At 60.9% G+C, this 1,454-nt stretch carries 1 pseudogene; it reads right to left on the bottom strand.

Features of this window, described 5'->3' with window-relative positions:
• A pseudogene (locus tag FJ980_RS31430) lies at nucleotides 1-1,454 on the bottom strand (conjugal transfer protein TrbE); the annotation flags it as partial.

Below are 1,454 nucleotides of genomic sequence, written 5' to 3'. Positions count from 1 at the left end.
AACCGGAATCAGGGTCCGGTCACCCATATTCATCAGCTGCTCGATTTCGAACGTCTGGAATGACGACAGCGTCAGACCGTCGGCTTCGGCGTCGAGCAGGTGCCCCATCGGACCGTCGACCGTGTAATGCTGGAGAGCCTCCTTTATCTCACGCAACTGCACGCCTGACACGAAGTCGGAGAGGGACTTCCCTTGGGACGTCGCCATGAGGGTCAGCTGCCGGGCGATGGCGTTGCGGTGGTCCGGCGTGATTTTCACGCCTTGAAGCGCGATCAGCGTCTCGATCCACTCCGCAGCCCAGGCCCTGTCGCTATCGGACCTGAGTTGGGAAAGCGGGCAGAAGGAAAGCCCCTCGCCTGCCCCGACATCATGATGATCGCCGCCGACACCAAGCGTCAGCGGTAGCATTGACCGTCCCTTGTCGAAGGCGAAGAGCTGCGCGCCCTGGTATCTGCGGAACTGCGCTGCTATCAGGCCGAGAAGCGTGGACTTGCCGGAACCGGTCGGGCCGAAGATCAGGGTGTGACCGACATCGCCCGAATGAAGGTTGAGCCGGAATGGTGTCGAGCCGGACGCGACCTGGCACAGCGGCGGGGAATTCTCCGGGTAGAACGGACACGGTGCAACAGCACTGCCCGACCACACCGCATTGAGCGGGATAAGATCCGCGAGATTTCGCGTGTTGATCAGCGGCTCGCGGACATTGGCGTACCAGTTGCCTGGCAGGCTGCCGAGAAAGGCCTCCGTCGCGTTGAGTGTCTCGATGCGGGCCCCGAAGCCTTCGGCCTGAACAAGCCGGCGCACAGCTTCAGCCTTGTCGCGAAGGCGCTGCTCGTCCTGGTCGAACATCACGATAACCGGCGTGTAGTAACCGTAGGCAACGAGCTGCGACGACGATTCCGCGATCGCATCCTCGGCCTCGGCCACCATCATGACGGCGTCCTGGTCGATCGACCGGGAGTTCGTCTGAAAGAGTTGGTCGAAGAAGGGGCGAACCTTCTGCTGCCACTTCTTGCGGGTTCGTTCGAGCTTCTGACGCGCCTCGACGGCATCGAGAAACATGAAGCGCGAGGACCAGCGGTAGGTGAGAGGCATCAGATCGAGAGAGTTGAGAATGCCCGGCCAACTGTCGGCCGGAAAACCGTCGATCGCCACCACGGCGAGGTAACGGCTGTCGACGAGCGGCGAAAGACCGTGATGGAAATCGGCAGTTACCAGGAAATCGAGATACATCGGGATCGCTGGCAGCCTGATCGGATGGTTCTCGCCTACGATGCAGAAGCGGACGAACTGCAGAAGCTCGTCATACTTCGCGGTCCGTGTTCCGCCACGCTCACCTGTTTCCCGCGTGACCATGCGCCGTATCGACAGCACGTTCGCCAAATACTGTTCGAACTCGCGGATTGCGTTCCGAAAATACTTCAACACCGTATCAGCGAAACGTTCGTTGCGGG

It is taken from the genome of Mesorhizobium sp. B1-1-5 (assembly GCF_006443065.1).
Lineage (GTDB): Bacteria > Pseudomonadota > Alphaproteobacteria > Rhizobiales > Rhizobiaceae > Mesorhizobium.
Note: the sequence above shows the minus strand (reverse complement) of the source record. Positions and strands in the feature narration are given on the sequence as shown.